Origin of the sequence: Clostridium sp. JN-9, assembly GCF_004103695.1 — a bacterium.
Classification (GTDB): domain Bacteria; phylum Bacillota; class Clostridia; order Clostridiales; family Clostridiaceae; genus JN-9.
On record NZ_CP035280.1, the window covers coordinates 15,343 to 37,552 of the forward strand.

Sequence of the window (22,210 nt, forward strand, 5' to 3'; positions counted from 1 at the left end):
CTTAATTGCATAAGTATATTAAAATTAAATAATAAAGCATAAGGTGATCATATGAAGTTATATAGATTAAAACAATTTTACTGGGCAGTTACAGCCAGAATCAATAAAAGTGATGAAAATTTTATTCAAGAGAATTTAAATGATACAGAGAAAAAGTTATTTTTAAAACTTTCCAAATCAGATCAAAAACATTGTTTAAGAGTAGCATATAAAGTAAAAGAATTATGTAAAGAAAGTAATTTAAGTGATAAAATATTAGTGAAAGCTGCATTACTTCATGATATTGGTAAAGCACAGTGTAGTTTAGGGGTTATAGATAAATCATTATTGGTAATTGCAGATAAGATATTAAATGGTAACTTGAAAAAATTCAAAAATATTAAAAAAGTAAATACATATTACAATCATGCAGAAATAGGATATGAAATATTAAAAAAATATGACTATGATGAAAAATTCCTTAATTTAATTAGAAATCATCATATGAAACAGGGCAACTTCAAAGATATAGATAAAGAATTAAGTATTTTAATTAAAAGTGATAGCGAAAATTAAAAATAATATCATAGGGGGTAAATATATTAATATGAGTTCAATTGAAAGAAGAAAGCTTATTGAAGATATGATAAAAAATAGTGAAGGCCCTTTAAAAGGTCAAAACATAGCAAAAAAACTTGGAGTTACAAGGCAGGTAATAGTTAAGGATATTGCAATATTAAGGGCAGAAGGAAAAAATATCATAGCAACTCCAGATGGGTACCTTATACCATTTCAGCAAGAGAATGGTGTTAAAAAAGTTATTGCAGTAAATCATAATGAAAAAGATATTGAAGATGAATTAAATATTATTGTGAAATTTGGCGGTGTTGTAGACGATGTCATTGTAGAGCACCCTATATATGGTGAAATTAAAGGTAATCTGATGATAAGAAATTTATATGACATACAAAAGTTTATCAGTAAATTAAGCAATAACCTTCAGCCATTACTTATTTTAACTGATGGTATACATCTGCATACTATTGAAGCTGAAGACGATAAACATCTAAATATGATATTAGATGAATTAAAAAAGGCTGGTTTTTTAATAAATAATGAGGAGTAGAATGGAGAGGAATATGGAAAAGGTAGCTTTATTAAAGTGTAATGAATATAACCTGGAATTAATTGAAAATAATTTAAGACATGGTTTTGATTTACTTGGTGGAGAAGATTTTTTAAAAAAGCTTATACCTTATAACAGCAAGGTTCTTTTAAAACCAAATATGTTAAGCGTTGAGGGACAAGGTTCCCTGGTAATAACCAATTCTGTAATGTTTGAGGCAGTTATAAGGATAATAAAAGATTATAGCAGTAATATTTCTTTTGGGGATTCTCCTGGTTTTGGGGATTCAAAAAGAGCAGCAGAAAAAAGCGGTATGATGGCAGTAGCAGAAAAATATGGAGTTAAGTTTGAAGATTTTAAAGAATCAGTTCATGTTAAATTAGACGACTCAATATTATGTAAAAGCTGGACAGTTGCCAGGGCCCCTTATGAGGCAGATGTTGTTATTACATTACCAAGATTAAAAACACATGCTATGGCTTATTATACAGGTGCCATTAAGAATCAGTTTGGGTGTATACCAGGAACTTTAAAGGCAACATGGCATACTAGGATGCCTGATGCAAATAATTTCTGCAAAATGCTGCTAGATTTAAATAAGCTGGTTAATACTAATTTTGCAATTTTGGATGGTATTATAGCAATGCAGGGAAATGGACCTAAAAACGGAAGCCCATATAAGATGAATACCATAATAATGGGAAAAAGTTTAAGTGCAGTTGATTCTACTGCTGTGAGACTTATTGGCTATGATAATCCTTTGGATACACCTGTGCTAAAAGAGGCTTATGATAGTAAGTGGGGAGCTGTTCTGCCAGAGGAAATTCAGGTTTTAGGCGAAACAATTGAAAATATGAAAGCAAAAGATTTTCAATTATGCAGGAAAGGCGGGAGTTTTTATTTTATTAATCCTAAAGCAACAAATTTTCTTAGAAATATGATAGCTCCGAGTCCAGCTTTAATTCCGGATAAATGCATATCATGCAGAAGATGTGAAGAGGTATGTCCGGAAAAACCAAGGGTAATTTCTATGATTAAAATTGACGGTAAGCTTAAACCTGCATGGAATATGAAAGAGTGTATACGATGTTTCTGCTGTCAGGAGTTATGTCCAGCAGGAGCAATCGAAACAAAGTATACGACTTTAGGAAAATTACTGGGGATGAATAAGAGGTGACAAACATGAAAAAAAGAATTACATTAATTTCAGTAATTATTGCACTGGTATTTATATTGTTATTTTTAGATAAAATAGTTTCATTTGCAATCAATGTACAATGGTTTAATGAAGTTAATTATTTAAGTACTTATTTTACAAAATTATTGGCTATAGCAAAATTAATGATACCATTGTTTTTAATAACCTTTGCAGTTATTTGGATTTATTCCAGAAGTATTAAAAATAGTGTAACAAAGTATAAACAGACTGATGCAGAATCAGGTAATAAAAGTAAACTTGGAAGAAAGTTATTTTTTATAATAGATGCTGTTATTTCATTTGGTATATCATATGCATTTTCATCAAGTTATTGGTATACAATATTACAATTTGCTAATTCTGTAAGCTTCAACACTAAGGATCCAGTATTTCATAAGGATGTTTCATTTTATGTATTTAAGCTGCCATTAATTCAGTCACTATATAATATTATAATGACACTTTTAATATTCCTGGTTATAATTACATTTATTACTTATTTTGTGTTGGTTTCAAAGGATAAAATAAAATCCGGGTTTGCAGGTTCCTTTGAAAAGATAAGTTTAACAAATAATGGTCTAACTAAATTTGCTGGGAAACAATTAGCTATAGTATCATCATTAATATTATTAAATTTATCATTAGGATATTTATTAAAATCTTATAATTTAGTATATAGTACCAGAGGGGTAGCCTATGGTGCCAGTTACACAGATATTCATGTTTCACTTTTATTTTACAGAATTATTATAGTAATTTCTTTAATTTCAGCAATAGTAATTTTTTGGAGTGTTATGCATTCAAAAGTAAAGCCAATAGTCTTTTCCATAATCTTAATATTTATTTTAATAGCCAGCGAGAATATTGTATCCACATTAGTTCAAAAGTTTGTAGTTAAGCCAAATGAAAAAATGCTTGAACAGCCATATATAAAAAATAATATTGATTATACAAAAAAAGCATTTAACCTTGATAAGGTTGAAGTTAAGGATTTTAAAGTTAATGATAATTTAACTAAAGATGATATAACCAATAATAAGGATACAATTGATAATATAAGAATAAATTCATTGAATCCATCTTTAGAATTTTATAATCAGGTTCAAATAATAAGATATTATTATGGTTTTAATGACATTGATATTGATAGATACAATATTAATGGAAAATATAATCAGGTGTTTGTTGCTGCAAGAGAATTAAATACAGATAGTCTTGAGCCAAATACATGGCAGAATAAGCATATAATATATACACATGGTTATGGCATGGTTATGAGCAAAGTTAATTCTGTAACTTCTGAAGGACAGCCAGATTTTGTTATTAAGGATATACCTCCAGAAAACTCAACAGGAATTAAATTAACTAATCCTAGAATTTATTATGGAGAAAAAACCAATGATTACGCAATTGTTGATACCAAAATGTCAGAATTTGATTATCCTAAAGGCGGGGATAATTCCAACAATAATTATAATGGTAATGGTGGAATAAAAATGAATGCAATAAATAAACTTCTTTTTTCCATCAATCAAAGAGATGTAAACTTTATGCTTTCTACGGATATTACAAATAACAGTAAAATATTAATTAATAGAAACATTGTTGAAAGAGCAAGGAAAATAGCACCTTTTTTAACTTATGACAGTGATCCATATATTGTTGTAAATGGAGGCAGGTTATATTGGATAATTGATGCATATACAACATCAAACAGATATCCTTTTTCAGAACCGCAGGATAATGTTAACTATATGAGAAATTCTGTTAAGGTAATAGTAGATGCTGTGGATGGCAGCATAAATTATTATATAGTTGATAAAACTGATCCAATAATAATGAGTTATTCTAAAATATTCCCTGATTTGTTTAAGAATATTTCTGAGTTGCCTAGCGGATTTAAGGAACATCTTAAGTATCCAGAGGATATGTTTAATACCCAGTGCAGTGTTATGGGAAAATATCACGTAGATGATCCTGGAGTATTCTTTAATGGAGAAGATTTATGGGAGGTTTCAAAGGATCAAAAGCAAATTGATGGAGAAAAAGATGTAAATGAAGCACCATATGTAATTATGAAATTACCGGGTGAAAAAAATGAAGAGATGGTAGTTTTAAAATATTTCAATATGAGAAACAAGGATAATATGGTTGGCCTTTTTGCAGCAAGGATGGATAATGGCAATTATGGGAAAATGGTATTGTATAAATTCCCTCCGCAAAAGACAGTTTACAGCCCTTATTTATTTAAACAAAAATTAAATCAGGATACTACTATTTCAAAAGAATTATCTTTATGGAATAAGGATGGTTCTAAGGTTCAGTTTGGAGACACAATTATTGTTCCAATAAGAGATTCTCTTCTATATGTTGAACCTGTATATTTGAGGGCCAGCGGGAAAAACAGTATTCCTGAAATGAAAAAAATTATAGTTTCCTATGGAGACAAAACTATATTATCAGATAGCGTGGAAGGTGCCCTTCAGCAGTTTTTTAATATGCCAGCTGATAATTCAAGTCCACAGGCTGTAGATAATAGCAAGAATAATCCTAATACTGATAAGATTAAAGCAGCAAAGGATTTATATGATAAAGCCATAGAGGCACAAAAAAATGGTGACTGGGCAAAATATGGAGAATATATAAAACAGTTAGGAGAACAATTAAGTTCTGTAAAATAGGAAAAGCTGATAAATAATAAATTTCACATTAAAATCTATTTTAGATTTTAATGTGAAATTTTTTTGATTAAAATGTTTTTGTATGTAAATAATACCAATATACCAGCATATTGGAGGAATACATATGAAAAAGAATATAATAAGAACATTTATAATTACTATAATTATACTATTTATGCCATGTATTTTAAGTAACAACTATAGTAAAAGTTATAATATTCAATCTGATAGTAATTTAGTAAATAGTAGTGAAGGCAGCAAAGGGAAAAACACTGATGATAATGAAATTACAACATTTGTTTCAAACACATGCTTTAAGAAAACATATTATATAAGCGGAGATAAGGTTAATGTTTATTCAGATAATAGCGGTGATGATAAAGTAATTTTTACTTTACATAAAGATGATATTGTAGTTGCTTATAAGGAAAGTAATGGATATCTTTACTGTGAAGAAGGAAGTGTAGGGAAAAAGGGATGGATAAAGAAAAATACAGATAATTTAAAAGGAGAGTTAAATAAAAATACAAAGTATAACATAGATGTGAATCTTACAAAACAAAATATAGTTGTTAAAGAGAATAATATAGAAATTAAAAATATTAAGTGTTCCACAGGGACTATAGGGGATCCTGATACAGAAACGCCTCTGGGTCAGTTTTTTATTCAAGACAAAGGAGAGTATTTCTATAGCAAACAATATGGGGAGGGGGCACGTTACTATATTAAATTTTTTGCAAATTATTTGATACATTCTATTCCTATTGATGAAAAAGGTAATATAATAGAAGAGGAAAGAAATAAATTAGGTTTCCCGGCTTCACATGGCTGTATCAGAGTATCCATGGAGGATGCAAAGTGGATATATGATAAAATACCAAATGGTTCAGCCATATTAATACATTATTAATAGAAATTATCTAGGATAGGATGGATTATAATGGATTACGATGTAATTATACTTGGGGGTGGCATAATAGGATGTGCTGTTGCTTATGAGCTCTCAAAATATAGTTTAAATATAGCTTTAATTGAGAAAGATTATGACATAGCCGATGATGTAGCATTAGTTAATTCCGCTGTTATATATGACGGAGCTGAATGTAAAGATACTTTGATGTCTAAATTAGAGTTAAGCGGAAATAAGCTGCTAAAAAATATAGTAAAAAAATTTAATGTTCCATTTAAGGAATGTGGTTCTCTTATTATTGCACAAAATGATGAAGAGGAAAAATCAATATATGAAATGTATAATAGAGCATTGGAAAGAGAAATAAAGGATATAGACATATTAGATAGTGATAAAGTATATCAGATGGAGCCAAATCTGAAGAGTAAAGTGAAAAAAGCATTATATTTAAAAGATACAGGGGTTATCTGCCCATATGATTTAGCCTTATCTTATGGAGAAATTGCTTTTGACAATGGTGTAAACTTTAAATTAGAGGAAGAAGTTCTGGATATACAGAAGGTAACTAAAGGATATAAAGTTATAACTAATAAAAATAAATTTACCTGTAATCTAGTAATAAATACAACTCCAGGAGAAAATTACTCTGTAGATACAAATGAAAAGCCAAGCAAAAATAGATGTAATCTAGATTATTTTTTATTAGAACATGACTTTGAATCAAATTTTAACAACATAATTACAACCATTGGAAAGGATAATAATAAAGTTTTTTCAGTTCCAACAGTTCAAGGAAATACCATTGTTTCAGTTATATCTAATAATAGGATTAGCTTTAATGAGGCAAAAAAAAGTGTGATGTATTTAGTTGGTGAGCTGAAGGATAATTTTATTAATAACTTTTATAGATGGAACTATTATAATGACAATATAATAATAGATGATAGTCTGATTCATGAAGGCTACATTAAAATACAGGGAAAGCACTATGCTGAAGTAACCATGACACCATTTATCGCAAAAATGGTTTGTGAGACTATAGTTAATAATTTGAACTGTGTTTTAAAAAAGGATTTTATTGATAAAAGAAGAGAGTTTTATAAATTTAGAGATTTAAACAATGAAGAAAGAAATCAAATAATAAAAATGAATAAAAGCTATGGGAAAATAGTCTGCTTATGCCAAAAGGTTACTGAGGGAGAAATTATTGATGCCATCAGAAGACCTTTAGGTGCAAGGACTGTAGAAGGTGTTAAAAGAAGAACCGGGGTTACCCTTGGCGGATGTCAGGGGGCTGGATGCTTAGATAAAATTGTTTCTATTCTAGCCAGAGAAACTAATAAAAATATGACTGAAATAGTTAAGGATTCAAAGAATTCCAAGATATTAAGATACAGAATTAAGGAATTTGACAGCGTATAAACTTTTTAAGGGGGAAAATTTAGAGTTGATTAAACAAATTATTTGTAAGGAATGCTATGAAAAATGCGTTTTGGACATAGATGAAGACAATGGAAAATTACTGGTAAGTGGTAATAACTGTATAAAAGGTATAGAATACGCAGAAAGGGAGAAGGACAATAACAAAGAAATATTTACTACTCTTGTTAGAATTAAGGGTGGAAAATTCAATGTTGTTCCAGTAAAAAGCACTGAACCAATTGACAAATCATTGTGGATTGAATGTTCTAAAGCACTTAGCAGATTATATGTAGGTGCACCTATAAAGGCAGGAGATATAGTATGTAAGAATCTCCTAAACACAGGAGTTGATATTGTAAGTATAAAAAATATTGATAAATTTTCATAGATATTTTTTTATATACAAAATGGGAGATCTAAAGATATGCTGGATTTAATAAGAATAAGAAATAATAAAGAGCAAGTTAAATTATCAATGAAAAACAGAGGAGAAAACTTCGATATAACGCTTATAGATGAGGTATTAAAGCTTGATGAAAAAAGAAGACAGATTTTAAGTGAAGCAGAAGCTTTAAGGCAAAAAAGAAAACAAGTATCATCACAAATATCAGGATTAAAAAAAGAAGAAGAAAATGTGCAGTCCATAAGGATAGAAATGAAAAAGCTGGCACAGGAAATTAAGCAGCATGATACAAGTTTAAATGAGCTTAATGAAAAGATTAAGTATATTATGTTAAGGATACCTAATATTCCAAATTCAGAGGTGCCTGAAGGTAAAAATGAAGAAGATAATATTGAGATTAAAAAATGGGGACAGCCTGCAAAACTTGATTTTAAAGTAAAAGCTCATTGGGATATTGGTGCAGATTTAGACATACTGGATTTTCAAAGAGCAGGGAAAATAGCCGGGCCAAGATTTGCAGTATATAAAGCAGATGGAGCAAGACTAGAAAGGGCAGTAATAAACTATTTTCTTGATACCCATGTTGATAAAAATGGATATACTGAAATATTCACACCTTATATAGTTAACAAAGAAAGCATGATTGGTACAGGTCAGCTTCCAAAGTTTGAGGAAGATACTTTTAAGATTACTAATAGTGACTATTTTTTAATACCAACTGCAGAAGTTCCAGTGACAAATTTATTTAGGGATGAAATAATAAATGGTGATGATTTACCAATAAAATATGTTGCCTACAGTGCATGCTTCAGAGCAGAAAAAAGCTCAGCAGGAAGAGATACCAGGGGATTAATCAGGCAGCATCAGTTTAACAAAGTTGAGCTGGTTAAGTTTTCAAAACCAGAACAGTCCTATAAAGAATTAGGGGAGCTTGTGGAAGATGCTGAAGGAGTTTTACAGGGTCTAAAGCTGCCTTATAGAATTGTTAAAGTATGCAAGGGAGATTTAGGCTTTACAGCAGCCTTTAAATATGACATTGAGGTCTGGATGCCCAGCTATAATAAATATGTGGAAATATCAAGCTGTAGTAATTTTGAGGATTTTCAGGCAAGACGGGCAAATATAAAATATAAAGAAAATCAAAAATCAAAACCAAGGTTTGTTCATACATTAAATGGATCAGCATTAGCCATAGGAAGAACAGTAGCTGCAATACTGGAAAATTATCAAAAGGCTGATGGAACAGTTGAAATCCCTCAAGTATTAATACCATATATGGGTGGAAAATATGATATAAAATAGCAAAAGAAGTATACGCTAATTAAAAACATTAAAAAAATTGTTGACATAATATAAGAAGGTTGATATAATAATACATGTCTTGAGGCATAAAACTTAAGATCTAAACGGAGAGATGGTCGAGTTGGTTTAAGGCACCGGTCTTGAAAACCGGCGTACGGGTGACCGTACCTAGGGTTCGAATCCCTATCTCTCCGCCATATTTTTTTATATAAAAGTAGGACACATGGAGAAATACTCAAGTGGCTGAAGAGGCGCCCCTGCTAAGGGCGTAGGTCGGGTTACCGGCGCGAGAGTTCAAATCTCTCTTTCTCCGCCAGAACATCCAATTAATTGGATGTTCTTTTTTAATTCATAAATTTAAATGAATTTTAACCATATGAATGAATAATATTTAGTAATGGATAAAATTTAGGTGAAACCATTATAAAATACTTTATATGTGCCAATTAACAGTCAATTTGAATCTTTGAAATATTTAAACATTAAATATATAATATTATTAAAACAAGCTTAAAAGAGGTGTACTTATGCTTAGAGGAAAGAAGGTACTATTAAGATCAATAGAAAAAAGGGATATAAATATTATATATGATTTTATAATTGAAGATGAATTAAAAAAACTAGATGGATTTTATGAATTACCTCCTGGGAAAGAATATATAATGGAGAATTTTAATAAAATAATTGGATCAGAAAAGAAGTATTTAAGTATAATAAATGAAAAAGGCGTTTTAATAGGATATATATCATTTAAAGAATTGAAGGATACATGTAATGTATATAAACTAGGTATTACTATAGGCAAGGGCTTTTGGAACAGGGGATACGGGCAGGATTCCATAATTACATTACTTCAGTATTTGTTTTTATTCAGGGGAGCCCAAAGAGTAGAATTAGAAGTGCTGGATTTCAATGAAAGAGCTATTAATGCTTATAAAAAGTGTGGATTTGTTGAGGAGGGAAGGAAAAGGAAGGGATTCTTCTCACAGGGGCAATATCATGATCTGGTTATCATGGGTATAATTAAAGAAGATTACTTTCAAAATAAATAAGCGAGACATTACATACATTTGATTTTTAATTTTGTATGTGTTATTATGTTTATGTTATTTGTGCGTCAGTAGCTCAGTTGGATAGAGTAGCTGGCTACGAACCAGTGGGCCGGGGGTTCGAATCCTCTCTGACGCACCAGAGAATTTATAGCTTCTCCTAAGTGGAGAAGCTTTTTTAATGTATTTACAGGAGGTAATTAATGAAAATCAAGAAATTAATAATATTTAGTATAATTGTTGTTTTAACAGCAGGTGTAATTTACTTTGTCTTAAATAATCCTGATTCCAGGGGATTCATAAATAATAATATAAATAAGTTAGAGGGTAAGACATTAAATAATAAATTTGAAACAAAAATAAAATCCGGTAATTTATCAACAGACTATAATATTGATAAAGTGGTAAGTGATATAGATAAATTTAAATTAAATACTTTAAATGTGCCTATTGTTGTAAATGTAAAGGACCTTTCCTCAAGTAATATGACTGTAGATAAATCAAGTGAGGAAAAGGCAAAGAAATTGTTTAAAAAGCTTAGAGGGAAAAAAGTAAATATTATATTGGAGCCGTATCCATGGATAGATAATGGAAGTAAATATGAAACTGCATGGAATCCCAGTGATATCAATGATTTCTTTTGGAATTGGAAAAATAATGTTTTAAAGGTTTTAATTGATGATATAGCTGTTCCCTATCATGTAGATGCTCTTAATATTGGAACAAGTTTTGTAAATATGGAATATGCTGAGGGATACTGGTGTGATACTGCTGATTATGTCAGAAAGTATTATAAAGGACTGATTACATATAGAACCAGCTGGTGGTATACAGCTGATTGGAAACCTGACACTGTTGAAGCATATAATAAAAAGTTAAACAATAAGTTTTTTTCAAAATTGGATTTTATATCTATTGCGGCATATTTTGAACTTACAAATAATAAAACAAATTCAGTTCAAAATATTACAGATGCTATAGAAAGTACACAAATTTATAATAGAAAGCAGAATGTAAAGCAGGAAGTAAAAAACTTTCATAGTAAGTGGAATAAACCTATTTTCTTTGGAGAACTTGGCTTTCCTAAAACAGATGAAGCATCAGTGCATCCATGGAATCCATATGAAAACAGTACTATAAATAATATTGAACAGGCTAATTGCTTTGAAGCATATAGAAGAGAGTTTGAAAATGAAAAATGGCTATTAGGGTTTTCAATATTTGCTATTGGAGAAGATGGCAGCGATAAGCACTATTATCCCAGTAATGAAAGTACTGCAGTTATTAAAAATTGGTATAGCAGTTCAAAATAAGGCTATGTTGAAATTAAAAGAATAAAACTTCTTTCTATGGAAAAAATAAAATTAACATAGAGAGGAGTAGATAAAATGAAACTTTCAACAGTAGATATAATAAAACATAAATTATTAGATACACAGGAAAATGCACGTGATTTTCAGGAATATACCAGGAGAATCAGTGATTCTGAAGTCAGGGATACATTTAAAGATTTTGCAGAGGAATCTGCTATGCAGGCTAGAAAGCTTCAGGAATTATTAAGTAAATATGAGAGCTTGAAATAATATGAAGGTCATGGGACCTTCTTTTTTTAGTGCTGAAAATTATTAGTTTCACCTATTTTCTGATATAATATAGTAAGAATAACATGACAAAATAAGTAAATAAAACTCGAAATTTAAAAGGAGGTATTGTGTTAGATTAAAATTAATCTAATATAAAATAATATGGTTAATAAGGCAAAAATAAAAGAAGCAGTTAAAATGATAATTGAAGCCATTGGTGAGAATCCTGACAGAGAGGGATTAATTGAAACACCAGATAGGGTTGCAAGAATGTATACAGAAATTTTTTCAGGGCTGGAGGAACACCCTTCAGAATATTTGAAGAAAACTTTCACTGTTAAAAATAATGATATTGTAATAGAAAAAGATATAAACTTTTACTCCATGTGTGAGCATCACCTTCTGCCTTTCTTTGGTAAAGCTTCAATTGCTTATATTCCAAATGGCAGAGTAGCTGGATTAAGTAAGCTTGCAAGAACTGTTGATGCTTTCGCAAAAAGACCTCAGATTCAGGAAAAGATGACTGCAGAAATTGCAGATGCTATTATGGAAAATTTGGATGCAAAAGGGGTTATGGTTATAATTGAGGCAGAACATTTATGTATGATAATGAGGGGCATTAAGAAACCTGGAAGTAAAACACTGACTGTTACTGCAAGAGGAATTTTTAATGAAAATACTGAATTAAAAAATGAAGTGTATAAATTAATCTAGGGAGAAAAATAAATGTATAACAATGATAGAATAAATTTAATACTTCACAATGACAAATTTAATGAGTATTTAAATAAAAATAATTATCTGGAGAAAAACAGAGAATTTTGTACTCATGACATAAATCATTTAATAGATACAGCAAGAATAGCTTACATTATTGTCTTAGAAAGAAAAATTAATTATTCAAAGGATATTGTTTATGCAGCGGCTCTGCTTCATGATATTGGAAGGTGGCAGCAATATGAGGAAGGTATACCTCATGAAGCTGCAAGTGCAAATCTTTCAAAGGATATACTAAAGCAGTCAAATTATAATAAAAGTGAAATTGATTTAATTTGTAAAGCCATTATAAATCATAGAAAGGCCAGTGATGAAAACACATTAGATTATATAATTTATAAAAGTGATAAGCTTTCAAGAAAATGCTTTAATTGTGCTTCCATTAATAAATGTAAATGGAGTGAAGATAAAAAAAATCACAACATAATATATTAAAAAGGAGGATACATATGTTTACAATAGGAAGTAAAAATTTTGTTTTGGGAAAAAGAACTTATATAATGGGAATATTAAATGTAACTCCTGATTCATTTTCTGATGGGGGAAAATTTAATAACGTTGAAAAAGCCATTGCACATGCAAAGAAAATGATAGAACAAGGTGCAGACATTATTGATGTAGGAGGAGAGTCAACAAGACCAGGCCATAAGCCTGTAGATGAAAAAGAGGAAATAAGGAGAGTTATACCAGTAATAGAAGCATTAAGAAAAGAAACAGATATTCCTATATCTATTGATACCTATAAAGGCAGCGTTGCAGAATCAGCTATCAAGGCAGGTGCAGATTTAATAAATGATGTGTGGGGATTTAAAAAGGATACATATATGGCTAAGGTTGCTGCAAAATATCAGGTTTCATGCTGTTTAATGCATAACAGGGAAAATAATAATTATGAAAATTTAATGCAGGATATGATAGATGATTTGCAGAAAAGTGTTGAAATAGCATTAGAAGCCGGAGTAAAAAAAGAAAATATTATATTGGATCCAGGAATAGGTTTTGCTAAAGATTATGAACAAAATTTAATCGTTATGAATAATCTGGAGAAATTAAATAAACTGGGATATCCAGTATTGCTTGGCACATCAAGAAAATCAATGATAGGAAATACTCTAAATGTTCCACCAGAAGAAAGAGTGGAAGGCACAATTGCAACTACAGTTATTGGTATAATGAAAGGCTGTGATTTTGTAAGGGTTCATGATGTTCTGGAAAACAAGAGAGCAGCTATGATGACTGATGCAATAGTGAGAAATAGGTAAATTAAGTTTTTTAATAAAGGGGACAATACACATGGATAAAATTTATATTAAAAACTTAGAGATATTTGCATACCATGGTGTTTTAGATGAAGAAAAAAAATTAGGCCAAAAGTTTATAATTTCATTAGAATTAGATTTAAACTTAAGACAAGCCGCATTGCATGAAAACTTAGATGAAACCGTAAATTATGCTAATTTATGCCATGAAGTAGAAAATGAGTTTAAAAAAGAAAAATATGATCTTATAGAAACTGCTGCTGAGAAAATAGCTGAATTTATATTATTGAATTATGAAATTGTTAATAGTGTTAAAGTCTTACTTAAAAAACCCTGGGCTCCAATTGGTAAGCCTTTGGAATATGCCGGGGTTGAAATAGAACGTAAAAGACATGTAGTTTATATTGGAATTGGATCCAATATGGGTGATAAAGAAAAGAACTTAAAGGATGCCATAAAATTAATTAGCTCCAATACTTATAATAAAGTTACTAAGGAGTCTAAGTTTTATGAAACTAAACCTGTTGGATATTTAGATCAGGATGATTTTATTAATTGTGTCATAGAAATAAAAACACTTTTCCAGCCAGGCGAATTAATGGACTTTCTATTAGACGTTGAAAAGCAGCTTAAGAGAGAAAGAATTATAAGATGGGGACCAAGAACCATAGATTTAGATATACTATTATATGATGATTTAATAAGTTATGATGAGCATACTATAATTCCTCATCCACGAATGGCGGAGAGGCTTTTTGTAATTAAGCCCCTCTGTGAAATAGCACCATATATGGTTCATCCAATATTGAATAAAAGAATTATAGATATTGAAGCAGAATTATCTGAAAATCAAAAGTTAAAGTAATTGTTTATGACCTATAGTTTCTCCAAAAACTACATGGGTTTCAAAGCCCATGCTGCTTTGGGAAACTATATCTTCATCTATTTTAATTTTATTTTTCTCAAAGAATAATATTGTAGTTGAGCCGCCAAATTTAAAATAACCTTTTTCACTGCCTTTAGAAACCTGTGAATTAGGCTTATATGTTTGAATAATGGAGCCTACACAAGTAGCTCCTACTTCAACATGAAGTATATCCCCAAAGTTTTTTGAATGGAAAATACTCCATTCTCTTTTATTTTTACAAAATAACCCTTGAATTTTATTAAGCGCAATAGGGTTTACTGAATAGTAGTCGCCCTTTATCCTTTTTGTTTCTTCACAGATACCATAGTCAACGAAATGAAATCTATGATAATCTGTAGGGCATAGCCTTAAAATTAAACAAGTTCCATTTGCAAATCTGTAAGCAGTTTCACCATTATCTATTAATTCTCTTAAGCTGTAAGTAATTCCTTTTACCTGAATAATATTATTTAAATCTATATTTTCATAAACTGTGAGCCTTCCATCACCAGGTGAAATTAAAATTTCATCATTATTATTAATTGGACGTGCACTGTTATTTAATTTTCTTGCAAAAAAATCGTTAAAACAATTATATGAATCTACAGATTCTTTAAAAGAGGATACATCTAAATGGAATTCATTTATAAATTGTGGTATCTTTTTTCTGCTAAACCTGGTATCACAATACCATCCATAAATTTTACTAAACAATTTCTTTTTTACAAGTGCTTCTAGTAAAGTCATACCTATTGGAGAAGAATAAGTCCAATTTAAATATTTTTCTCCTGCAATCTTTTCAATTTCATATTTTTTCGTCTTTCTGTTGTAAAATTTAATCATTTTATGCCCCTTTTACATATTTTAATTAAAATAATATCACAATTATATATTATATTTAGTAAAAAGAGTAGCCATTTAAAATAATTACAGAATATTTTGTGAAATTAAACTAATATTTTATTAAACTATTGTGTTGAAAATATATAATAGTATAATTATATTGTATAGACTGACTGGTATAAGTTTTTTTAAACTGGGGTGAAGATTTATGAATAAAACAAAAAAATCAATATTTCAATCTGCTATAAAGATATTTTCTGATAAGGGATATGATGGAGCAACTATGGATGATATAGCTGCAAATGCCGGGGTAGCAAAAGGTACATTATATTATCACTTTAAAAGTAAAGAGGAAATATTTAAATATATTATATCCGAAGGAATGAATGTAATTAGAGAACAGGTAGAGGATGCAGTAGTGGATGTAAAAAGTCCTTTAGATAAGCTGAAAATATTATGTAAAATTCAATTAAGTCTGGTATATCAAAACAGAGATTTTTTTAAAGTAATGATGAGCCAATTATGGGGCAAGGAGCTTAGACAGCTTGAACTGAGGGATTCTATACATGAGTATATAAAGAATATACAGGTATATTTGGAAGAAGCAATGGATCAGGGAATTATAAAAAAAGGAGAAGCTTCATTTATGGCTTATACTTTTTTTGGAACGTTATTCTCAGCTGCTGTTTATGAATTAATTAATGAAGGAAAAGGCGATTTGGAATATGTAATTGATACCTTAATAGGATATATCCTTGAGGGCATAGAAGCATAATACCATTTTTCCCCAAGTCACAGTTACCTAAATCAAATGGTTTAGGTATTTTTTTATGCTTATTTTTTCCAAGTAACAGCTGCCTGTAATAAATTGTTAACATTTTATATATTGACTTAGCTGCAGAAATATTATATAAATATAACTGACCAGTCAGTTTATACTGAGTAGTCAGTATAAATGTAAATTATATGCGAGGTGATAAAATGAACTTTTTAAAAGTTGCCGGAAGAGATATCAAGAGCATCTTTAAAAACAGATTTATCAGAGTTTCAGTAACAGCTATAATAATTGTACCTCTTCTATATAGTTTACTTTATCTTTATGCCTTTTGGGATCCATACAGCCGCCTGCAGGATATGCCTGTAGCAGTAGTAAATATGGACTCAGGCAGTACAAAAGACGGAGTAAAAGCGAACTACGGAAAAGACATAGTTGACAATTTAAAGGATGATAATAAAATTGGATGGAAATTTGTCGGCTATGATGAGGCAAAGAGAGGTTTAAATGGGAAGAATGGTTACTATGCCATGTTTGTGATCCCAGAAAATTTTTCTAAGGATATCTTAAGTGCCAAGGATGGTAAACCAGTACAGCCAAAGATTATTTACAGTTCAAATGATAAAAAGAACTTTATTGTATCTCAGATTGACAGTAAGGTTTCAATGGAACTGAAAGATGAAATTACAAAAAATATTACAAAGGAATACACTAAAGTAACATTTGAAAACTTATATGATGTAAAGGATGGATTAAATCAAGGTTCAGATGGAAGTAAGAAATTATACGATGGATTAGTAGATGCTAAAAACGGAACCGGTCAATTAAAAGACGGCATAGGACAAATTAAAGATAAAGTGCCGGAAATAGATCATGGTATTTCTATGTTATATGATGGTTCAAAAAAACTTAATGATGGAATAACTACTTCCGCAGTAGACGGAAGCGGTAATGCACTAGGATTAAGAAATGGAGTTTCACAATTATCATCAGGTCTGGATTCGGCTAATACAGCCTCTAATCAGATCAACAATGGTGCGTCGCAATTATATGGCGGTCTTAAACAAGTTGGGGGAGGATTACAAAGCCTAAACACTGCTATTAATGGACAATCAAGTAGCCAAGCTGGATTGGATACTGCACTTAAAATGATTAATGACGGAGTAACAAACCCTGATCCAACCAAAGGATTAGGGGCAGGAGTAGCAGCATTAAATAAAGCAGTAAATGTTGGCACTGATGCAAGCCACCCAAGCTTAAATTCAGGTGTTAGTGCATTATATGATGGAATAGCAAATACAGATCCTGCAAAGGGCTTGGGAGCAGGAGTTAACTCACTAAATAATGCAATGCCGGCCCTAGGTAAGTCTGTAAATGATTTATCAAATGCAACAGGACAGTTAAATAATTTAGTGACTGCTTATAATCAAACCACTGATCCTGCAAAAAAAAGTCAGTATTTAGCTGCAATATTAGGTGGGATTTCTAATCTGGATGCTGGTACTAAAAAGTTAAATGCTGCTGTAAACACAGGTGCACCAGGTATGCCAAGTCTTGTAGCATCAGTAGCAGGACTTAACACAGCAGTTAACGTTGGAACAGCTTCAAGGCCAAGTCTTGTAGCTGCAGTTACTTCAGTTAACAATGGAGTAACAAAACAGCTTTCACCTGCAATTGCATCATTGGATTCCTCTGTAAATGGTGTAAATGGAATAAATCCATTAACAAAACAGCCATCATTGGTAGCAGGGATTAGTACTATGTATAACTCTTCAAAGGGGGCACTTAATGCCTTATCAAGTGGAGTGTCACAATTAAATGCAGCAGTAAATGCAGGATATAATGGTCAGCCAGGTTTACTAGAGGGAATGAATTCATTAAACAATGGCACTAAACAATTAGCATCAGGTATGGGAAGTGCTTCAAATGCTTCAAAGAGCATACTTGCAGGTACAAATTCTTTAGCTGATGGATCAACACAATTAAAAAATGGTCTAGGTACTCTTAGTTCATCAATTCCTCAATTAACAGATGGGGCAAATAAACTATATGATGGCTCCTCAAGTCTGGATGATGGCTTAGGCAAATTAAAGGATGGAGAAAATGAATTTTATACTAAGATGAAAGATGGATCAGATAAGATTAATAAAAATCTTGTAAACAGCCCAAATGTTATGGGAGATTATGTGTCACAGCCAATTACATTAGATGAGAAGCCTGTAAATCCTGTTAAAAATTATGGGATAGGTTTTGCACCTTACTTTATTCCTCTTTCACTATGGGTAGGAGTAATAATGATGTTCTTTGTAATAAGCGATAAAGTTGATTCAGACTTAGATGTAAGTTCAGCATCATTAGTGGTTGGAAAGTTTTTATCCTATGGTTATATTGGTGTACTGCAGGCAGTACTTGCAAGTATAGTAGTACTTGCACTGGGTTTAAAACCAAATAACATTATAATGTTCTTCGTATTTAACATATTTATGTCATATGTATTTATAGCTGTTATTCAGTGCCTGGTATTTTTACTTGGCATGGCAGGAAGATTATTATCTATAGTATTATTAATATTTCAGTTAACAGCTTGTGCAGGCACATTCCCAATAGAAGTTGTACCAAAATTCTTTAGGGTATTGTATCCATATATGCCTTTCACATATTGTGTTTCTGCATTAAGAGAAATAATTTCAGGATCAAATAATGCCGTTATTGCTCAGGATATGTTAATTCTTGCAGGGGTATTAGCAGTATTTTTGATTATATCAATTGTATTTAAAGGTCATGCTGATAAAGTGCAGCAGATTATTGAAAGAAAAAAACAAGAAGAACAGGTTACAATTTAAAAAGAAGCCTCATATGATTTGTCAAATCATATGGGGTTTTATAATTTTCCAGATTTTAAAATTGAAATTAACAGCCAAAAGCCCATTATAGCTGCTATTAAGTATCCTGTTATTCCAATTATAGAAATGTTATATACCTTAGGGCCGATATTTGTATTTAATATTAAAGAGGATCCTATTATCATAGAAGCTATAATTAATGCAAATATCATTCTATTTGCCATTTTGTTAAGTTCTCCTATGGATTTACTTAAATTATTAATTTCAAGATTTACTTTTGCACGTCCACTAGTCATACTGTTAATAAATTCTATTATCTTTGAGGGCAGACTTAAAGAATTCCTGCCAAAATTATAAGTTTTAAGAAGCAGTTCATCAATATTTAAATCCTTAAATATGTTTTTCTTATTTTCATTTTTCACATAAGGCACTGCAATATCTAATATTTTTATTTCCGGGGAAATACTTGCAACCACTCCCTCTATTATGACAAATCCCCTAATTAATAATGTAAGATCCTTAGGAAGCCTGATGTTATTCCTTTTTGCACTTTCAAATACCTGCTGAAGCATTACTGATAACTGTATGTCTTTTAGTGATGTATTTAGATATGCAGAGAATAAGTTATCTATATCTTCATATAGTTTGTTTCTGTTTACAACGCCCTTTTTTATACCAATAGACATTATTACTGATATCATTAAATCAGGATCTTTGTTGGCTACACTGACCATTGCGTCATTGAGAGCACTTTTCAAAGAAGAAGACAGGTTACCCATAATCCCAAAGTCAATAAAGCATATCTGACCGCCTCTTATAAGCAGATTTCCAGGATGGGGATCACCATGGAAAAATCCATCTTCAAATACCTGTTTTAAATAGGAAAGAGCAAGTTTTTTACCTAAATCATCTAAATCATAGCCTCCATCCTTAAGCTTTTTCATATCAGTAATTTTAAAGCCATCTATATTTTCCATTGTAATGACTTTGGTTCCTGAAAGCTCCTGAATTACATATGGACTGTAAACAAAGGCGACATTATAGTTAAGCTTTCTAAATTTAATTAAATTGTCAGCTTCATTTGAAAAGTCCAATTCCTTTTCAGTTATCTCCATTATTTCATTTATAGCATCAATGGGGTCAATTAAGGCATCTGTAAATTTTGCCTTTGTAAACTTAAGTATTTTATATAATATACTTAAATCCATTTCCAGCTTTTCCTTAATATCAGGGCGTTGAATTTTTACAATTACTTTTCTTCCGTCTTTTAGAGTTGCCATATGTACCTGAGCAACAGATGCAGAAGCTAAAGGAACTTTATTAAAACTCTTAAAAACATCTTCAATTTTGAAATTAAATTCGGTATTAAACACATGACTTATATCTTCAAATTTTTCTGCAGGAGCATTATCCTGAAGATTAGAAAGTTCATTAATGTATGCTGCAGGAAGAATATCAGGCCTGGTGCTTAATATCTGACCTATTTTAATAAAAGTTGGTCCTAGTTCTTCAAAAGCTCGTCTAAGATTCTCAGGAGATTTTCTTTCATTATTAAGTTTGCTGTCAACTATAAATCCAAAACCATAATGAGCCAGAACCCTTACAATCTCTCTAAAACGTTGAACAGAATTTTTATACATACAAACATCTCCAAGTAATAAAAAGCCCAACTTGTTTAGTTGGGTCTCAAATCGAATTATTTAGTTTCATTTAATTTTTCTTCTAATTTCTGCAATCTTTCATTTAATTGATCTAAATCTGACTTTGAAGCAAAATTCATGCTCTTTAGCAAAGAAACCATATCCTCTTTTGTTAAAGGTTTATAATCTTCTGCTTTGTCTTTTATATCTACAGTTTTGTCTTTTATGGTCCTCTTTAATTCCTCAGATAATTCCTTGCCCTCATCAACGGTAAGCTTACCCTTCTGAACAAATTCATCAACTAATTTTGTTGCTTTATCATATGTGTAAGCAGCTGATCCTATGCCTGCCAATAAAATATTTTTTATTTCATCTACCATAAAAAATCCCTCCTACTCATATGTATATTATACCATGCGGGTAAAAATTATGTATATTAATTAATTGTTAATTGAAAAATATCAATAATACATGTAATTACTATAAATATTACTGTAAAAGTTTTGTTGTAGTTGGTATAATAAATTATATACATACAAGGAGGATAAACTATGGCAGGTAGTTTAATTAAGATTAGGGAAATTCTAAAAGAATTAAGTCCATCGGAAAAAAAGGTGGCTCAATTTATATTAAGTAAGCCTTGTGAAATTTCTAGCTTGTCTATAGGTGACCTGGCTAAAAATAGTAAATCCAGTGAAGCAACTGTAGTCAGACTTTGTAAAATGCTGGGATTTAGCGGCTACAAAGATTTTAAAATAAGCATTACAAGGGATATTGCATTAAATGATACAATGGAAACTTTACAAAACCAATATAGTGATGTAGAACCCGGAGACGATTTAAAGACTATAGTACAAAATATAAGCAATAATAATAAGGAATCTATAGATGATACATTAAAAATATTATCCTTCGATAAGCTGCAAAAGGTTATAGATGCCATTATTAAGGCAGATAGAATTGACTTTTACGGAGTAGGAGCATCCTATTTAATTGCCTATGATGCTTTTCAAAAGTTCTCTAGAATAAATAAAGTAGTAACTGCTCACTCAGATACCCATATGCAGATTGCATCTGCATCAAATTTGAAAAAAGGTGATGTTGCCTTTGCAATTTCTTACTCTGGTAATACAAAAGATACCTATGATTCCATAAGAGTGGCAAAGGAATCAAGAGCAACCACTGTGAGTATTACTAAATATGGTCAAAATCCAATAAGTGAACTGTGTGATATAAATTTATTTGTTTCAGCACCTGAAATAACAATAAGAAGCGGGGCTATGTCATCAAGGATAGCACAGCTGAATGTAATAGATATTTTATTTGCAGCAGTAGCAAGCATTCAGTTTGACCAGGTGAAAAAATATCTTGAAAATTCAAGAAGAGTAATAGCAATAAAAAAGATAAAGCCCAGCTATGAAAGGTAAAAAAATTCGCACAAATTAATCTGATTTCATGCCAATCTGCAATAAGTGTAGTAAAATAATATAAAAACTTATTCGCAGTGAGGTAA

General features: G+C 30.6%; 21 protein-coding genes and 3 tRNA genes. 21 read left to right on the plus strand and 3 right to left on the minus strand.

The genetic code is table 11. The annotated features are described in order from the left end of the window. The first annotated feature begins 51 nt into the window (after positions 1 to 51). The 18 genes from EQM05_RS00075 (at position 52) to folK (ending at position 14,554) form a co-directional block, all read left to right on the plus strand. Positions 52 to 555 (plus strand): HDIG domain-containing metalloprotein, encoded by a 504-nt coding sequence (locus EQM05_RS00075; protein ID WP_128747853.1) that lies wholly within the window; start codon positions 52 to 54, stop codon positions 553 to 555. Between the two features lie 31 nt (positions 556 to 586). Further along, on the plus strand, positions 587 to 1,105 hold the full coding sequence (locus EQM05_RS00080; RefSeq protein WP_128747854.1) for a transcription repressor NadR: 519 nt from the start codon (positions 587 to 589) through the stop codon (positions 1,103 to 1,105). A 13-nt stretch (positions 1,106 to 1,118) separates the two neighbouring features. Beyond that, positions 1,119 to 2,282 (plus strand): DUF362 domain-containing protein, encoded by a 1,164-nt coding sequence (locus tag EQM05_RS00085; RefSeq protein WP_128747855.1) that lies wholly within the window; start codon positions 1,119 to 1,121, stop codon positions 2,280 to 2,282. 5 nt (positions 2,283 to 2,287) lie between these two features. Beyond that, positions 2,288 to 4,984 (plus strand): UPF0182 family protein, encoded by a 2,697-nt coding sequence (locus EQM05_RS00090; protein ID WP_128747856.1) that lies wholly within the window; start codon positions 2,288 to 2,290, stop codon positions 4,982 to 4,984. A gap of 124 nt (positions 4,985 to 5,108) precedes the next feature. Then, the gene (locus EQM05_RS00095; RefSeq protein WP_128747857.1) at positions 5,109 to 5,894 is read left to right on the plus strand and encodes a L,D-transpeptidase family protein; all 786 of its coding nucleotides are present in this window, start codon (positions 5,109 to 5,111) and stop codon (positions 5,892 to 5,894) included. Positions 5,895 to 5,924: 30 nt separating this feature from the next. Continuing rightward, positions 5,925 to 7,316 carry an FAD-dependent oxidoreductase gene (locus tag EQM05_RS00100; RefSeq protein ID WP_128747858.1) on the plus strand — a complete coding sequence of 464 codons (1,392 nt, stop codon included), beginning with the start codon at positions 5,925 to 5,927 and terminating at the stop codon, positions 7,314 to 7,316. 25 nt (positions 7,317 to 7,341) lie between these two features. Next, positions 7,342 to 7,704, plus strand: coding sequence for a DUF1667 domain-containing protein (locus tag EQM05_RS00105; RefSeq protein WP_128747859.1), 363 nt, complete (start codon positions 7,342 to 7,344; stop codon positions 7,702 to 7,704). A 36-nt stretch (positions 7,705 to 7,740) separates the two neighbouring features. Next, a complete protein-coding gene (gene serS, locus EQM05_RS00110) occupies positions 7,741 to 9,021 on the plus strand; it encodes a serine--tRNA ligase (RefSeq protein ID WP_128747860.1) in 1,281 nt (426 codons plus the stop codon). 106 nt (positions 9,022 to 9,127) lie between these two features. Next, positions 9,128 to 9,218 (plus strand) — tRNA-Ser (locus tag EQM05_RS00115). Between the two features lie 28 nt (positions 9,219 to 9,246). Then, positions 9,247 to 9,337, plus strand: a tRNA-Ser gene (locus EQM05_RS00120). Between the two features lie 211 nt (positions 9,338 to 9,548). After that, positions 9,549 to 10,073, plus strand: a complete 525-nt coding sequence (locus EQM05_RS00125) for a GNAT family protein (protein ID WP_128747861.1) — start codon at positions 9,549 to 9,551, stop codon at positions 10,071 to 10,073. Positions 10,074 to 10,135: 62 nt separating this feature from the next. After that, positions 10,136 to 10,212, plus strand: a tRNA-Arg gene (locus EQM05_RS00130). 61 nt (positions 10,213 to 10,273) lie between these two features. Then, a complete protein-coding gene (locus EQM05_RS00135) occupies positions 10,274 to 11,383 on the plus strand; it encodes a hydrolase (protein ID WP_128747862.1) in 1,110 nt (369 codons plus the stop codon). 75 nt (positions 11,384 to 11,458) lie between these two features. Then, entirely contained in the window at positions 11,459 to 11,653 is a 195-nt protein-coding gene (locus tag EQM05_RS00140) for a hypothetical protein (protein ID WP_128747863.1), read from the plus strand. Positions 11,654 to 11,815: 162 nt separating this feature from the next. Further along, a complete protein-coding gene (gene folE / locus EQM05_RS00145) occupies positions 11,816 to 12,367 on the plus strand; it encodes a GTP cyclohydrolase I FolE (protein ID WP_128747864.1) in 552 nt (183 codons plus the stop codon). A gap of 12 nt (positions 12,368 to 12,379) precedes the next feature. Beyond that, positions 12,380 to 12,865, plus strand: a complete 486-nt coding sequence (locus EQM05_RS00150; protein WP_128747865.1) for an HD domain-containing protein — start codon at positions 12,380 to 12,382, stop codon at positions 12,863 to 12,865. 14 nt (positions 12,866 to 12,879) lie between these two features. Then, entirely contained in the window at positions 12,880 to 13,692 is an 813-nt protein-coding gene (gene folP / locus EQM05_RS00155; RefSeq protein ID WP_128747866.1) for a dihydropteroate synthase, read from the plus strand. A gap of 31 nt (positions 13,693 to 13,723) precedes the next feature. After that, positions 13,724 to 14,554 carry a 2-amino-4-hydroxy-6-hydroxymethyldihydropteridine diphosphokinase gene (gene folK / locus EQM05_RS00160; protein WP_128747867.1) on the plus strand — a complete coding sequence of 277 codons (831 nt, stop codon included), beginning with the start codon at positions 13,724 to 13,726 and terminating at the stop codon, positions 14,552 to 14,554. On the opposite strand, the gene EQM05_RS00165 is transcribed toward folK, so the two are convergent. Further along, positions 14,546 to 15,439 carry a phosphatidylserine decarboxylase gene (locus EQM05_RS00165; RefSeq protein ID WP_128747868.1) on the minus strand — a complete coding sequence of 298 codons (894 nt, stop codon included), beginning with the start codon at positions 15,437 to 15,439 and terminating at the stop codon, positions 14,546 to 14,548. The two genes, folK and EQM05_RS00165, sit on opposite strands and share 9 nt — an antisense overlap. Positions 15,440 to 15,647: 208 nt before the next feature. Between EQM05_RS00165 and EQM05_RS00170 the strand changes: the two genes are divergently transcribed. Both EQM05_RS00170 and EQM05_RS00175 read left to right on the plus strand, forming a co-directional pair. Next, the gene (locus EQM05_RS00170) at positions 15,648 to 16,214 is read left to right on the plus strand and encodes a TetR/AcrR family transcriptional regulator (protein WP_128747869.1); all 567 of its coding nucleotides are present in this window, start codon (positions 15,648 to 15,650) and stop codon (positions 16,212 to 16,214) included. Positions 16,215 to 16,420: 206 nt separating this feature from the next. Beyond that, the gene (locus tag EQM05_RS00175) at positions 16,421 to 19,057 is read left to right on the plus strand and encodes a YhgE/Pip domain-containing protein (RefSeq protein WP_164917144.1); all 2,637 of its coding nucleotides are present in this window, start codon (positions 16,421 to 16,423) and stop codon (positions 19,055 to 19,057) included. Between the two features lie 38 nt (positions 19,058 to 19,095). On the opposite strand, the gene EQM05_RS00180 is transcribed toward EQM05_RS00175, so the two are convergent. Continuing rightward, the gene (locus EQM05_RS00180) at positions 19,096 to 20,697 is read right to left on the minus strand and encodes an AarF/ABC1/UbiB kinase family protein (protein ID WP_128747871.1); all 1,602 of its coding nucleotides are present in this window, start codon (positions 20,695 to 20,697) and stop codon (positions 19,096 to 19,098) included. Between the two features lie 56 nt (positions 20,698 to 20,753). Next, complete coding sequence (locus tag EQM05_RS00185; RefSeq protein ID WP_128747872.1) at positions 20,754 to 21,077, minus strand: phasin family protein; 324 nt, start codon at positions 21,075 to 21,077, stop codon at positions 20,754 to 20,756. Between the two features lie 171 nt (positions 21,078 to 21,248). Between EQM05_RS00185 and EQM05_RS00190 the strand changes: the two genes are divergently transcribed. After that, positions 21,249 to 22,124 carry a MurR/RpiR family transcriptional regulator gene (locus EQM05_RS00190; RefSeq protein WP_128747873.1) on the plus strand — a complete coding sequence of 292 codons (876 nt, stop codon included), beginning with the start codon at positions 21,249 to 21,251 and terminating at the stop codon, positions 22,122 to 22,124. Positions 22,125 to 22,210 lie beyond the last annotated feature (86 nt).

Excerpts from the sequence above, each read along its gene's own strand:
- EQM05_RS00125 (WP_128747861.1), top strand. The coding sequence starts at position 9,549 with ATGCTTAGAGGAAAGAAGGTACTATTAAGATCAATAGAAAAAAGGGAT.
- EQM05_RS00085 (WP_128747855.1), top strand. The coding sequence starts at position 1,119 with ATGGAAAAGGTAGCTTTATTAAAGTGTAATGAATATAACCTGGAATTA.
- folK (WP_128747867.1), top strand. The coding sequence starts at position 13,724 with ATGGATAAAATTTATATTAAAAACTTAGAGATATTTGCATACCATGGT.
- EQM05_RS00135 (WP_128747862.1), top strand. The coding sequence starts at position 10,274 with ATGAAAATCAAGAAATTAATAATATTTAGTATAATTGTTGTTTTAACA.
- folP (WP_128747866.1), top strand. The coding sequence starts at position 12,880 with ATGTTTACAATAGGAAGTAAAAATTTTGTTTTGGGAAAAAGAACTTAT.
- EQM05_RS00075 (WP_128747853.1), top strand. The coding sequence starts at position 52 with ATGAAGTTATATAGATTAAAACAATTTTACTGGGCAGTTACAGCCAGA.
- EQM05_RS00090 (WP_128747856.1), top strand. The coding sequence starts at position 2,288 with ATGAAAAAAAGAATTACATTAATTTCAGTAATTATTGCACTGGTATTT.
- EQM05_RS00180 (WP_128747871.1), bottom strand. The coding sequence starts at position 20,697 with ATGTATAAAAATTCTGTTCAACGTTTTAGAGAGATTGTAAGGGTTCTG.
- EQM05_RS00095 (WP_128747857.1), top strand. The coding sequence starts at position 5,109 with ATGAAAAAGAATATAATAAGAACATTTATAATTACTATAATTATACTA.
- EQM05_RS00165 (WP_128747868.1), bottom strand. The coding sequence starts at position 15,439 with ATGATTAAATTTTACAACAGAAAGACGAAAAAATATGAAATTGAAAAG.
- folE (WP_128747864.1), top strand. The coding sequence starts at position 11,816 with ATGGTTAATAAGGCAAAAATAAAAGAAGCAGTTAAAATGATAATTGAA.
- EQM05_RS00150 (WP_128747865.1), top strand. The coding sequence starts at position 12,380 with ATGTATAACAATGATAGAATAAATTTAATACTTCACAATGACAAATTT.
- EQM05_RS00080 (WP_128747854.1), top strand. The coding sequence starts at position 587 with ATGAGTTCAATTGAAAGAAGAAAGCTTATTGAAGATATGATAAAAAAT.
- serS (WP_128747860.1), top strand. The coding sequence starts at position 7,741 with ATGCTGGATTTAATAAGAATAAGAAATAATAAAGAGCAAGTTAAATTA.
- EQM05_RS00185 (WP_128747872.1), bottom strand. The coding sequence starts at position 21,077 with ATGGTAGATGAAATAAAAAATATTTTATTGGCAGGCATAGGATCAGCT.
- EQM05_RS00100 (WP_128747858.1), top strand. The coding sequence starts at position 5,925 with ATGGATTACGATGTAATTATACTTGGGGGTGGCATAATAGGATGTGCT.
- EQM05_RS00170 (WP_128747869.1), top strand. The coding sequence starts at position 15,648 with ATGAATAAAACAAAAAAATCAATATTTCAATCTGCTATAAAGATATTT.
- EQM05_RS00190 (WP_128747873.1), top strand. The coding sequence starts at position 21,249 with ATGGCAGGTAGTTTAATTAAGATTAGGGAAATTCTAAAAGAATTAAGT.
- EQM05_RS00140 (WP_128747863.1), top strand. The coding sequence starts at position 11,459 with ATGAAACTTTCAACAGTAGATATAATAAAACATAAATTATTAGATACA.
- EQM05_RS00175 (WP_164917144.1), top strand. The coding sequence starts at position 16,421 with ATGAACTTTTTAAAAGTTGCCGGAAGAGATATCAAGAGCATCTTTAAA.